Below are 14,400 nucleotides of genomic sequence, written 5' to 3'. Positions count from 1 at the left end.
CAACTTAGCCGGCTCGGTAAAAAATATTATTCTACTTATTAATTCTAGCCAGTTTCAGATTCAACTGACCAGATTTACTATTGATCTTTAAATAATACACGCCTTCCCTTTGCGTTTGTTGTGAAAAATTGAAGTCGAGTACTGATGTTGCTTTTAAAAGATTCTGCTTGCCTTTTGCCAACTCAGAGCCTGTAGAAGAAACCAGGCTATAGGTTAATTCTCCCTCAAGAGCTTTTGGAAGAACAACTTTATAGCGTCCGTCGAATGAAGGGTTAGGATAGGCTATGATAGTGCTGCTTTGTGTATTATCAGTACGAAGTGCTTCATTACTCAAACTTGCGACAGGTGGAGTAGAAACAGGACTAATCTCAACTGCTGACACTTTTGGTCTATCCACACCACCATCGGCAGCAAGAGCACTGAAGTAAATATCAAGTACACCATCAGCAACAGTAGTAGTAAAGGTTTCCGTTGTAGCTGTAAAGCCCCCCACTTTCTTGAAGATGTCGTAATTGTCTAACACCTTGACATTTTCAATACTTACATCAAACAAGCGTCTGTTTATGGCGGTCTGATAAATTTCTGCAAAGTGCAGTATTACAGTATACGTGCCATTATTAATCGGGAATGCATAACTGAATGTACCATTACCAGCTGTTGCACTTCTCTCTGTCTGATAAAGGGCATCATCAGCAGTTCCATTTATAGGCTGAGTTGTACTAAAGGTAAAGCCTGGGCTAGGGCTGAAGAAATTATCAGCAGTGAATGATCCAAATGATGTAGTTAAATCTGGACCGCCAGTATTTATCTTATAGTTTGTAACTGTTGTAGGAGTACCGTTTACGGTAATGGTTACATCATCAAATCCTGTTGCTGCCGGGTTGCCATTATCGGTAACTGTTAAACGGAAGACATAGGTACCCTGAACCAAACCCGTTACATTGGTAGATGCACTGCCTGGGGAGGCAATGGTGCCTTGGGCAGGGCCACTTAACTTCTGCCAGCTATAAGCGGTTATTGCGCCACCGGGATCATTACCACTACCATTTAAGGTAACACTATTACTTGGCAGGGTGATGGTTTGATCATTACCCGCATTTGCAGTAGGCGGCTGATTAGTTGTAGCCCCTGAAGTTAGTATTTCGATACCGGTTACTTCAGGACGGTTAACACCACCATCGGCTGCCAGCGCGCTGAACAGCATATTCAATGTGCCGTCATTCACCGTTACCGTAAAGGTTTCGGTAGTAGCGACGTTTTTACCCACTTTCTTGAAGATGTCGTAATTATCCAGCACCTTGACATTTTCCATACTTACATCAAACACGCGTGCACCCACAACTGTTTGATACATTTCTACAAAGTGCAACACCACGGTATAGGTACCATTGCTGACCGGGAAGGCATAACTAAAGGTACCGAGCTTCTGATCGGAGCCTCTTTCGTTTTGATACAGGGCATCGTCATTTGTTCCGGCGATGGCTGACGTTGTAGTATATACAAAGCCAGGTGTTGGGCTGAAGAAATTGTCGGCCGCAAACGTTCCGATCGAAGTGGTGATCTCCGGACCACCTGAATTAATGCGGTAAACAACATTGGTTGTAGGAGTACCGTTTACGGTAATGGTTACATCATCAAATCCTGTTGCTGCCGGGTTGCCATTATCGGTAACTGTTAAACGGAAGACATAGGTACCCTGAACCAAACCCGTTACATTGGTAGATGCACTGCCTGGGGAGGCAATGGTGCCTTGGGCAGGGCCACTTAACTTCTGCCAGCTATAAGCGGTTATTGCGCCACCGGGATCATTACCACTACCATTTAAGGTAACACTATTACTTGGCAGGGTGATGGTTTGATCATTACCCGCATTTGCAGTAGGCGGCTGATTAGTTGTAGCCCCTGAAGTTAGTATTTCGATACCGGTTACTTCAGGACGGTTAACACCACCATCGGCTGCCAGCGCGCTGAACAGCATATTCAATGTGCCGTCATTCACCGTTACCGTAAAGGTTTCGGTAGTAGCGACGTTTTTACCCACTTTCTTGAAGATGTCGTAATTATCCAGCACCTTGACATTTTCCATACTTACATCAAACACGCGTGCACCCACAACTGTTTGATACATTTCTACAAAGTGCAACACCACGGTATAGGTACCATTGCTGACCGGGAAGGCATAACTAAAGGTACCGAGCTTCTGATCGGAGCCTCTTTCGTTTTGATACAGGGCATCGTCATTTGTTCCGGCGATGGCTGACGTTGTAGTATATACAAAGCCAGGTGTTGGGCTGAAGAAATTGTCGGCCGCAAACGTTCCGATCGAAGTGGTGATCTCCGGACCACCTGAATTAATGCGGTAAACAACATTGGAAGGCGGTGGAGTAGTTGGGTCGTTATCAACACCAGAAACCCATAAGAACAGTCGCTGTGCAAAAACCTTATTATCCACTTCGTTAATATTTGTTCCAGCTCCTCCGTTCCAGAAAGCATTCCGATCAAAGAATCCAGCCACACGTCCTTGGCCTATTTTTGCCACTGCAAGAGCAGCATCTGCAGCTGTAACTGGACCATCCATGCTATTCAAACTCATACCCGCTGGCAAACCACCAACTATAGTAGCTGAACCGCTGGTTCGTATGGGGCTGACACCTTCTGCCTTAATGGTGACACCTGCATTTTTATTGAACTTGTTAATATAATGATCAATAGCCCACTGATTATATGTAAAGGACTGCTGGCCATTATCATGCAAGAACTGCAAACCAAATTGTTGTGTGATGTCATTATCACTTAGTGAACCTTCGGAACTATTCAACTGTCCATTCGACCAGCCGAAAGCTGCATCAGACCAAGCTACTAAGCCACCACCTGCATTCACCCATGTAGCTACAGCAGCACTTTCTGCAGCAGTAAAGCGACGGTTATTTGAACCCAATATCAATATTTTATACTGGTTTAAGGTTGCGGCATTTAGTGTGATGTTTGCATCAAGAGCTTCTGTTGGGTTAAAACCAACATCTATCAATGCTTGCTTGAATTGTGACATACCGGTAGCGCCCGTATAAGACATCTTCATATCATCTTGTGCCGGAGGTATGCTACCATATACATACAACACATTCTTATTGCTAGATGTAACTGTCAATGAAACATTCAATACAGCATCCGGATAACCAGTAGCCTTAGCAATTACAGTGGCAGAATAGCTGCCAACTGCCAGTGATGCTGCATTAGCTGTTACATTTATTTCTGTACCACCTAATAAGTCGATAGTCCCTGAAGTTGGAGTGACACTTAACCAAGATGGGAAACCGCTGGTATTGATCGTATAAGTAGGCGTTCCGCTCAAAGTCCAAAGAATGACTTCTTTAGTTGTTGAACCACCTGCACCTACAGACATATTTAAAGTACCGGGTACAAATCCAATCTTGAAATTAGGTGTTCTAGTAATCCCTCTTTTTCGGGTTGTAGTTTGCGGATCACAACATTGATTAAAGCTACCATTTGAAACGATCAGTTCACTTCCAATTGCTTCAGCCGCTGGTCCGAATAAATTAACAGGTAATGGAGTGTCTTCGGTCCATGAATCTGTAGCAGGATCATAGAATGTGACATTAGGAAGAACATTGCTAAATGTGGTATTAGCCCTACCGCCTACCAAGTATACTTTGCCGTCAATTACAAAAGTTGCTGATTCACTGTGAGAACGACTATAAGGCATATCCTTCAAGCGCGTCCAAGTATCTGTTGAAGGATCATAAACCTGTACATATTTCACGTCAGCGATCGTGCCGTCATGGCCTGTTTGACCTCCCAATGCATAGATTTTACCCCCAACGAAAGCACTTGCGAAGTGACAGCGGGATAGAGGCATATCAGCCTTCCTAACCCAGCCTTGGTTAATGTTATCTAGATCCAATACATAATGCGCTGGGTTGCCTGTTTGCCTATCTGTCATTACGCCACCAAAAGAGTGAAGCTTACGACCAACACGTACAAGAGCATTACCACCACATAACTCAGGAAGGCTAGGTCCAAAGCTCCATGTGTTAGTATTTGCATCATAAATCTGTAACTTATCAGTATTTGGACCTCCATCAGAGCCTAACAAGAAGCCTCCAGATACATATACTTTACTACCATCGACAGTAATACCAGCATGCGTTACAGGGAATGGCATATCTGCAGCATATGTCCAAGTATTTGTTGCAGGATCATATATTTCACACTTAGGTGTAATGTGCACCTGGGGATTATCAAAACCAGAGAAAACATACATTTTATTATTTACAACTACACTTACACCTACCCATTTACCAACACCTGAAGAAGCCACTGTGGTCCAAGAAGTATTTACTGCATCTGCTGTTACTTTAATATTATCCCAAGTGGCAGTAAAAGTTGGGCCATTTATAGAGGTTGAAATAATACCAACAGCTATAACACCACCTGACTGCAGTGCACTTAAGAGCGCTCCACTTACTTGAATGGGTGAACCAGCATTTATCAACGCTCCATCGTTGGAAGAGTATTTAGGCTGGATAACACCTGTTGTAGGATTCACAGAAAGGAAAAATTCGAGCGATGAATTTGGAATGCCTCCACTTATAGAAAATTGTGAACTAACAGGGACGTCATTATTTTCTACTACTACCTGAATACCACCAACACCACCATTGGCATTTAGGGTAATTTTTAAATAATTACTTTGATCGCCCGTACCGATAAATATACCTTGCGATTGATTTCCTGACGGTGTTTTGTTATTAAAGAACGGCCCTAACATTTTAGAGGATATAGTGAAAGGAGCATTTCCAGCTTTAACACCAAATTGGAAACCATTTTCCTGGTTATTTAATGTACCCAGCGCATCTTTTGGTGAAACATCAACAATTGTAAATGCACCTATAGCACCACCAGCTACAAGATTATCAGGGTTGTATGTATTTAGATAATTATTACCAGTTTGTTTGTTGCTCATCAAGCCGGTGAATCCCAGTCCAAAAAATCCTGTACCAGGACTATTATTCAGCAATTCATAGTTAATCGGCATGCTAGTAGTTCCGCCATTGTTTGCATCGATTGGGAATAAATCGACATTATCATTAATTCCATCATTATCGTCATCGGGGTCATTCAAGTCAGAAACTTTATCGTTATCAAAGTCAGCAGGTTTACTTGAAGCAGAACAAGGATTCGTATTGTTATCGATTTCATCAGCGTTTGTATAACCATCTAAATCATCGTCCTGATTATTATCTAACCCCGTACAGGTAGCCATGTCCGTAGGCTCAAATACAGTAACAGCATTAGAGCCATAAGTGGCTGCCCATACAGTTCCTGGAAATATATCATTGTCTCCTTGAGCTGTAATATCCAACGGAGTAGACCCAAAGCCACTAGCGAATGGGGCATCCTGGTTTAATTTATTTGTTGAAGACTTTGAGTTCGTAACGTTTTTACCATCAGTAGTTAATCCAATTTTATAAATAGCACCGTCGTAACTAGCAGCTAGAATGGCACCTTTTAAAGCATTATTGAAATTTGAAGCCGTATACTCTGTTATTCCATTTGTTGAGTTTGAAAAAGTTAGTAAGGCCGTTGAAGCGCTAGTTCCAGGTTGTTGGAAGTCGCCCTCGATTGAATTGGCTGTTGCAACAGGGGGCCAGTCAACTGGTAATGGGTTAGAACCTGAAGTTTGCGTTCTGAAAACACCAGTAGTTCCACTTCTGGTATATAAACCTGCACCATTGGGATTTGCTCTAGTAGGATTTGGGTGTCCTCCATAATAACTACCTGGAACATAAGTTCCTAAGGTTCCAATATAGTGTAAACCATCCAGGTTATTGACCTTATCTTCAGTTGCGGTTCCTGTTGTGGAACCGGGCTCATTACTGTTATAATTATTTGTAACGTTTGCAGTGCCTTCACCTTCAGGATAACCGCCCCAGCCAGGATTAGCACCATTATCGATAGTATAAATTCTTCCAGCTTTTCCGACCGTTTTAGTAATCAATAAATCATAAGGATTTCTATAGCCCGGTGAAAATATCTCTACTGGTCCGCCGGCAACTATCTTCGCCTGATTTAACCCGTCATTTCCACCAAATGGATCATTCACGTCTTTCCCACTCACATTGCTTCTAGTAGGATCATCAAGCGTTGGAATATCATATTTAAAAGCTGTGTTACCGCTACCTTGTGTTGGCAATGCATTAATTGCAGTCAGATCGACTGATATAATTGCAGCAGAAAGTGCATATTCACAAGTAAAGCCAAAATTATTAGAGGGTGCTCCAGCGTTAGTGATACCTCCCATTGACACATAAAGTTTATTTCCAGAAGGATCTATCTGTATTCCATTTGGAGAGTGGTTTTCTTCAGATCTTGGTAATCCTCTAACTAAATCAATTTTTGTCCAAGAACTTCCATTCCATGTTAAAAGTGAAATGATACCTGAATTAGTATCCAAGTTTACATCTGACCCACTTGTACCACCACCAATGCGACTGTCACTCGACGTTACATATATCTTAGGTTGGGAAGCTGTTCCGGTTACCAGTATACCAGTAACCTGACGTGTAGTAACTGAAGTATTTACGGTACCATCATCATTATGATTAGGAATCTGATTGATCAAGCTAATTGTTTCTGTTGCAGTTACGGCATAACTATTTGCTCCATTTCTAACAACAGTAAATGCTTTAATTAATCCGTTTTGCTGCGATACATAAAGTCTTCCATCCGGCCCAAATTGCAAAGAAGTAGGGTTTGTTAGACTTGCTCCAGATAAGCCACTAGATGTAAAATTGACTTGTGCGTTAGCTTGGAATGTTAGTGCTATTGATAATAATGCCACCAACAATGCATAAATGCAAATACCAGGGTAATAGATACGTGAAGAATTCATTGTAATCATTTGTAAGAAATAAGTAATAGAAAAGGGCAGTCTTCACTTAGGCACATAGATAGAATAAGAAACGAGAAATACGTTTTTGTAAGGAAATTGGAGCTCTTAATGCAAAGCCTAGTCGGAAATCTAGTTTTTCTTGGCTGTTGCTGTAATCACTAATTGATAATGTGGGTCCGTATAGTTTAATTGATGATTTGTTAATTCTATAACTCCCATGCCATATAAAAAAGATGTGGCACTTAATACGTTGCCATGTGTCTGAACATTTATAGCGTCAGGAGAAAAACACTCTAACAATATCCTCTCAACTGACTTTGAAGTAAATGACCACAGCCAAAAATCTTTCCATTCGTCATGATCAATATTGCTAATTCCAGGAACAGTCAATAGGAGTAAACCACCTGGTTTCAATATACGATAGCAAGTTTCTATTGCCTTTTTATAGTCATAAATAAATTGAAGTGTTTGCGTAAGTATAATACAGTCAAAAGCGTTGTTTGGAAGTTGATGAGCATCACTTAAGTCGGCAACTATTGTAGCCAATGGGGTTTCGTAGATGTTTAAAACATCACTTTTTTGAACGTATGTTCCACCATACTTTGTTGTATAAAAATTATCACCAATTTCTAAAACTCTTCCTTTTATTGCAAAGGCATTATGTAATAAAAACTTTTCAATATAATATCTATCGATAGGTCCCCCTCTATCATATCCAAACTCTTCGCTTAAGGGAGACACTCTATTAAAGTCACCTTTTTTAACTTTACCTACAGCAGGTAGTTGATTTGTATTACTGGCAATATTTAGTTTGTGTAAAACGAATTTGGGTAAGAATTTGAGACCAAACCTTTTTCCTAGCTTAAGATTTTGACGTGCCAGAAATTTAAACAACAAATATTTGTCATATTTCCAAAGCATATTTAATTCGGCCTTTGAATAACTATTAGAAAATACTGGCAGTGGATAAAGCTTTTTATATAATTCATTACAATACCACGACTTCCAACCTTTAATTCCTTTTAGAATCGCCGATTTTTCATTATCACTTCTTAAATATGGCATCTGTCGCTTAACCACTTTCAATGTATACTCAAGCATCATTGGAATATTTCCCGACATGTTATTGCCGTGAATCCGATAAGCAGCCATAGGCCTGGTGTGATGAAATACCGGGAACTTTCTAGCAAGATGCAAAAACATATCATAGTCTTCGCTAGCCTTTAAGGTTGTATCGAACTGATAAAAATCAAAGGCCCATCTTCTATACATTACAGCACCATGCATCCCTATATAATTACTTCTCAAAAACTGCTCATAATGATTGCCTTTGACATCACGAATTATATCAAAAACCTGATTTGTTTTTTCAAAAGCATATTGATATGTACCTGATACAAAAGCATAATGTTGGTCTTCTTTCAAGTACTTCAGGTTTGTAGCCAGAGATTCATCTAACAACCAATCGTCAGCATCTAAAAATAAAAGATAGGTGCCAGTACTATTCTTTATTCCAGTATTTCTGGCAGCAGATAGTCCTTTATTCTCCTGATAAACATACTTAACATGGGGGAAACTTTCAGCTATGGCTTTTGTATTATCAGTAGAACCATCATCAACCACTACAATCTCGACATTCACATTATGTTGTTTATCAATACTGCGAATTGCTTCAGTCAAATATTTGCCATGGTTGTAGCAAGTAATTACAACTGAAATAAGATCTAAACTGTGTGTATTATTTGGTTGGTCCGTCATCAATACCCGTATATAGAATCTTGAAATATGAACTTAGTAGGTTGCCATTTATTTTTTAAGCCAGCACTTAATATGTTGTTCCAATTCGCCTTCAGACCAATTTTTTACCTGAAACCGTCCTATACATAAAGGATCGGTTCTTTTCGTTACAAACTGCTCATTTGTTGTAAAGCCACCCATAAGTTGTTCTTTTTTAGCAATAGCTAACGTTTGATCATTAAATTCTCCAAATGGATAGGAAATTGTAGGAATCGTATGCGTTTTGAAGTCTTGCAAATAGTTCTTGCAATCAACAATTTCATTGTTCTGCGTATCATTGTCACAAAGAGCCAAAGAAGGATGTGTATGTGTATGTATTCCCAAACTTATTAAGGGATTCTTACTAACTTCTTTTAATTGCTCATTAGTCATTGGAAAAAAGTCCGTTCCAAAAAATGGTGGAAGATTTGCCCACGTCTTTAACTTCTTTAACACACAACGTTGCTCTTCATGCGGCAAAGGTTTAAGCTTTGCCCAAATATTCTTAAAAAGGCTACACCTTTGAGTGGGAGGGATATCTTCAAAAAGCCAACTTCTACTTCTGAACCAGTCACTTGCAAGCAAAACTCCATTGTTTTGTAAATCTTCCTCAATAAGTTCACCATTTATATCAATTTCTAATTTTTTAGGCAGAATTGGGGTATGCAAAAAGATGTATTGCAATTCATCCCACCAATATAATTGTGGTTTCCCCACAAGTCCTGTAGTAATATAAAAAGTTGCCTGACATTTATATTTTTCTAATACTGGTAATGCATTTATATAATTATCCGAATAGCCATCATCAAATGTGAGGCAGACAGCATTAGGCGTAACCTTTCCTTTTTTAAGATTATAAACAATTTCTTCGGTGCTTAAAACATTATAGTTTTTCTTTAAAAGGTATACTTGCTTTTCAAAATTTGCTGTACTAACAGACAGTTCAAATGGATCAATTAAAAGATCAGCAACCCGATGGTACATGAGTACAATCGCTTTGTTTTCTATCCGCTTCCGCATCTTTCTATACCATACTCTTACATTCATATAGCTTTAGATTGGTTTACAGAATCGGTGATAACTCTTTGTTTTCCTTTATAATGACTTATTTGTTTTTTGCAATATTTCTTATAAAAACGAATTCCAGCAAACCAACCCATTATTTCACTTAATAATGTTCTATTTCTATTATTATAAAAAGGAAAGCCTTTGATTAGGCGACGCAAGTAAAACTTAGGGTAACCAATATATACGCGTTTTTTATAGCCTGCATCTTTAATCAATAGTTCTTGGATAAGTGCAGCTGCCATATGCCCCCTTGCATAGTAATAAAGTTGCTTTCGGAGTGACTTCATATCACTACGATGATTATGATAAGTTATAGCCCTAGGATTATAATGTATTCGATGACCATTAAGCAAAACCCGAAACCACAGTTCCGAATCTTCACTACAGCCCGATGCTCCTGCACCTAGTCTTTCATCAAACAACCCTATACTTTCAAAAACATTCTTTCGAAAGGCCATATTTGCTCCAGCACCGATAGACCAAACCTCTGGCGCTTTTTTCAATCCCCTTTCAATAAAACTATATGTAAACTCTCTATCACAATAGTTTTTAGTAAATCCCCAGAATTTTTCAAATAACTGTTGACTTTCTGTATCTAATGAAATAGGAATAACAAGTCCCGTCATAGCTTTTACTTCTGGAGTAAGGAACGTTTCCCATACTCTATGCAACCATAGTGGGTGAACTTTTACATCATCATCTGTAAATGCTATAATTGACGAAGTGGCTAATTTTACACCTGTATTTCGAGCGTAGCTCAATCCTTTCCTTTCTTCTTTAAAATAGACTATACCAGGGAATTGCTCGGTGACCTTTTTTGTAGAATCATCAATTGGAGCATTATCAACAACAATGACTTCCTGTGGAACACATTGCTGTTCATATAAAGAAGTCAAGCAATTAAACAAATCTTTACTTCTATTGTGGGTACAGATAATAACAGATACATCAATTACTTGTTGAGTAATCTTCGTTTCATAGGAAACAAAAATCTCGTTCATTATTGATAAAAATGTCTGCTGATCATTATTTAAAAATGAGCTTATGTAATTTTTCTCAGAAGCATTACTGTTTGACTGATAGTAATCTACACAAAGCTTAATAGCACGTATGATTTTCAATTGTAAATCATACCTATCTAGTTTGTCGTCCTCCTCAATATATAAAAACCCTAGTGGTATCTGTCGCCACCAAATTTGAATATAATAACGACCATGTTCTTTTAACTGGTCATAAATATCCATTTGCTGCTCTAGATTGAGTTGATATATATAATATGGAGCCATATTGGTGTAATCAAAATATTCTTCACAAAATTTTGTCCGATGCCTATGCCTTTTTACTTGACAAGAACAGTTTCTAATTCTTTGCAAGCTTTTAATTCAAATGGAAAATGGGGCCTTACATATCCCTGCCATTTGTCATAGCGATTAATATTTTCACGGTAATCGGCTACATCAAAATGAAGACACTCTTCATATTCAAAAATAGAGCGAGATGCATCTTTAATGAAGTACAATGAAATATAGTATGAACCGTCATTTAGAAACCAACCAGGTATAGTACATTCTCCTTTTATAACACCTTCTTCATGTATTGAAGATTTTGAAGGAATGTTGAAAACACAATCACCACCTAACGTAAATAGTCCAAGAGAAGCTGAAAGGTTCAAATTCTGACTATAGTTTATAAAACTAAACCTTAGCGTTAGAGGTGTACGAATATCAATAGGGGCTAACGGGTCTTCCAAATGTGGAACTATTTCAATAGACTTTATTTTAATTAAGTTATTACCCGGCGCCTCGTCTAAAGATGTCCATTCTTGTTTCCAGAGTTTCTTTTGATAAGCACTTAAGTATTTATTTACTACAGTTAGCGTTTCACCATTTGCACAAATACTTCCTTTTTGCATCCAAATTGTGCGTGAGCATAAATTGTTTATAGCTTGCATATTGTGGCTCACAAAGATTATTGTTCGGCCTTTTTTAGCAGAAACATCCTTCATCTTTCCCAAGCACTTCTTTTGAAATTCGGCATCACCAACAGCTAATACTTCATCGACAATAAGAATATCAGGATCCAGGTGAGCAGCTACTCCAAATGCCAATCTAACATACATACCAGATGAATATCTCTTAACTGGTGTATCTATAAATTGGCTAATACCAGAGAATTCAACAATTTCATCAAATTGCGATTGGATTTCGCTTTTCTTCATACCCAACATCGAACCGCTGATATAAATATTTTCTCTCCCTGTAAGTTCAGGATGAAAGCCTGTTCCAACCTCTAATAAACTACTTATTTTACCAATTCCTCTTACCTGTCCAAATGTAGGGCGGGTAATACGAGATAAGACTTTTAGAAGTGTTGACTTGCCAGCTCCGTTTCGACCAATGATACCACATACTTCACCTTCCTTTATATCAAAACTGACATTTTTTAATGCCCATAAATAATCCTTATTATCAGCAATATATTGTCCATCAGATTGGTGGAAAAATGGATCTTTCTTCTTTAAAATATTATTATTCCACCATAACGTAACATCTTGCTTAAGTCTTCCTGTACTTATAGTGCCTAAACGATAGCGTTTGGATATATTATCAACTTCTATTACAGACTTACTCATGTGATTTAATTTACTTTAAACAACTTCCATTTATTTAAACAACATCAATTAACTTATCACTCATTCTATTGAATAGCAGCATGCTTCCACTCAACAATACAATAGAACCAACTACACTATAAATAATTTGATTTGGCGTAAAAGTTCCTGTTCCCAAAAAAGCATATCTGTATAGTTCAAATTGAGTAGTAAGTGGATTTAAATTCATAAGCCATTTATGTTTTTCAGGTACAATTGACAAAGGGTAAAATACAGGGCAGACAAACATTAATAGGCGTATTAGCAATTGCAACAAGTGAGTAAGATCTCTATACTTGGCTGTAATTACAGAAAAAAACATACCAGCCCCGAATCCCATCATAATGGTTAATAAAATCATCGGGAAGGCAATTATCCAAGTACTTATATGTAGTTCAACCTGGCCAGTTAGGTAATAATATATTATTGTAATTATCAGAAATACCAGTTGTATACTAAACCGAAATAAGTTTAATAAAACGATGGATAACGGAGAAATAATTCGTGGAAAATATACTTTACTAAATACTTTTTCATTTTGTATAAACGTAAGTGAAGTATTTGTAAAAATATCTGAAAACAACCCCCAAAGCGTAATACCAGTTAAATAATATAATACAGGAGGAACTCCATCTGTAGATATACCAATTACCTTATTAAAAATAAGGATTGATGTGGCAACAGTTAGTAATGGTTGTACCAATACCCAAAGCGGACCAAGTAATGTTTGTTGATATGAAGTAAGAAACTCCTTTCGAACTAGTCTTAATAATAAATCTTTGTAAGAAATCAACTCTGCTAAGCTGGCACCTAACCAAGGCGTTTGAGGCTTAATTACCCAACTTAATTGTGCTTTTGCATTTGCCATGAAAAGTAAATTTTAATTTATAGGGTCAATTGTTTCACTATCATTTCCTAATTACACCTCTGCAATTAGGTTTTTAGGGTTATGAATTTTAGGCTTGTGTAGCATTAATTTCTAACTGGTGATTCTTAATGGATTTTCCCATAACTAAATGACGAAAATGTTTAAGGTAAAGTCGCATTACCCAATAAACAGTTCTACTATTTTGGTGCATTTTCAGTGCACATAAGGCTTGCTTAAATGCCACCTTACTACTATAGTCATAAATATTATTAGAAGCTTTGGCTATATGCATAGAGTATCGCTTTTTCGCCATATTCTTTATAAACCTTCTCTTTTCCACAGGCAAATACTGTTGGCTAAGCTCAATTGCTTTATACATATTCTTGAAATTCTCGCCCTTGACCATTGAGGTACTAGTAATGCTTGCAGCATTATTTTGACCACCTCTGTATAACGCAAGACAGTTAGGAGTATAGGCAACTGGATAATGTGCCGCAATTCGAATCCACATTTCCCAATCCTCACAATAATTGACAGCATAGAATCCACCTAAGTCTTCATACACTTTCCGCTTTACCACCATAGCAACAACTTGCAACATTTGCCCTTGAGCAATATCAAATAAGAAATCCTCCAATATTCCAGCTCTATTCCGTAAACTTTTTTCAGGGATTGACATGTTATTCCATACGTCTAAATAGCCATTCTTTGTAAAAGCAGCCCCAGCGTTCGGATGTTTTTCAAATAGCGTTTCAATTTCTTTATAAAAACCATTCAATACACAATCATCGCCATGAAGAAGATGAACATATTCTCCTTTAGAACGATTTAAACATGTTTCAAAATTTCTATGATGACCCACATTTTGTGCTTGCCTATAAAATCCAATTCGTCCTTTACCCACTTCCAGTACTAGAGCTTCAACGTCGCCGTCACTGCTACAATCATCAATGACTTCAATTTGCATCATTTCGGGACCGGGATCTTGCAACAAAACACTCTCAAGCGTTTGCCTGATATGTTGGTAGCAATTATATGTTGGTATCATAACCGACCATATAGGTCGTTTTTCATCAGCATTTACAGGAGAAATGCGTGGTGGTGTCTTGAGTATTCTTTCCATTT

At 38.1% G+C, this 14,400-nt stretch carries 7 protein-coding genes; all 7 read right to left on the bottom strand.

Going from position 1 to position 14,400, the window contains the following annotated elements:
* Positions 1–31 precede the first annotated feature (31 nt).
* Positions 32–6,913: a malectin domain-containing carbohydrate-binding protein gene (locus SY85_RS03060; RefSeq protein ID WP_066401753.1), complete on the bottom strand. Its 6,882-nt coding sequence runs from the start codon at positions 6,911–6,913 to the stop codon at positions 32–34.
* 129 nt (positions 6,914–7,042) lie between these two features.
* Positions 7,043–8,671 carry a glycosyltransferase gene (locus SY85_RS03055; protein ID WP_066401752.1) on the bottom strand — a complete coding sequence of 543 codons (1,629 nt, stop codon included), beginning with the start codon at positions 8,669–8,671 and terminating at the stop codon, positions 7,043–7,045.
* A 48-nt stretch (positions 8,672–8,719) separates the two neighbouring features.
* Complete coding sequence (locus SY85_RS03050) at positions 8,720–9,736, bottom strand: polysaccharide deacetylase family protein (RefSeq protein ID WP_066401751.1); 1,017 nt, start codon at positions 9,734–9,736, stop codon at positions 8,720–8,722.
* Positions 9,733–11,043, bottom strand: coding sequence for a glycosyltransferase family 2 protein (locus SY85_RS03045; protein ID WP_066401750.1), 1,311 nt, complete (start codon positions 11,041–11,043; stop codon positions 9,733–9,735). Before SY85_RS03045 ends, SY85_RS03050 begins: the two co-directional genes overlap by 4 nt.
* 53 nt (positions 11,044–11,096) lie before the next feature.
* Entirely contained in the window at positions 11,097–12,389 is a 1,293-nt protein-coding gene (locus SY85_RS03040; protein ID WP_066401749.1) for an ABC transporter ATP-binding protein, read from the bottom strand.
* A gap of 34 nt (positions 12,390–12,423) precedes the next feature.
* Positions 12,424–13,275, bottom strand: a complete 852-nt coding sequence (locus SY85_RS03035) for an ABC transporter permease (protein WP_066401748.1) — start codon at positions 13,273–13,275, stop codon at positions 12,424–12,426.
* Between the two features lie 88 nt (positions 13,276–13,363).
* Positions 13,364–14,398: a glycosyltransferase gene (locus SY85_RS03030; RefSeq protein WP_066401747.1), complete on the bottom strand. Its 1,035-nt coding sequence runs from the start codon at positions 14,396–14,398 to the stop codon at positions 13,364–13,366.
* Positions 14,399–14,400: the final 2 nt, after the last annotated feature.

The organism is Flavisolibacter tropicus (assembly GCF_001644645.1).
GTDB classification, from domain to species: Bacteria; Bacteroidota; Bacteroidia; order Chitinophagales; family Chitinophagaceae; genus Flavisolibacter; species Flavisolibacter tropicus.
The sequence above is the reverse complement of the archived record's forward strand: the minus strand, read 5'-3'. Positions and strand labels throughout refer to the sequence as shown.